This is a genomic window from Photobacterium sp. R1 (assembly GCF_054600795.1).
In genome coordinates this window covers 1-271 of sequence record NZ_BAAHZP010000545.1, presented here as the reverse complement: position 1 = coordinate 271, position 271 = coordinate 1, and the positions used below count along the sequence as shown (strand labels likewise).

Genomic DNA, 271 nt, shown 5'->3' with positions numbered 1-271 from the left:
GATCGATTTTGAAGGTTGCCGGATGATGCTGAAAGGCGAGCATTACAGTGCGGCGATGTGGCTGGAATTACTCAGCCGGGATGACAGCGACACCCTGGCATTTCTGGCAAGCTGGCTTGAAAAGTTGACTCACTAATCAAATTTTAACAGCAAACGTTTGCCATACCCTGTGGTGTCTTGGCAGTCGGATTGGTTACTGTATAATCAGCGCCTTTGGTGACAGCGCTGTACATAAAATGTGCTGTTGGTGTGTTTGGGTTCCCTCGCCCCC

1 protein-coding gene is annotated in these 271 nt (G+C 49.8%); it reads left to right on the top strand.

The features are described from left to right. Position 1: 1 nt before the first annotated feature. The gene (locus ACYP03_RS26210) at positions 2 to 136 is read left to right on the top strand and encodes a DUF3630 family protein (protein WP_459782701.1); all 135 of its coding nucleotides are present in this window, start codon (positions 2 to 4) and stop codon (positions 134 to 136) included. The last annotated feature ends 135 nt before the right edge of the window (positions 137 to 271 follow it).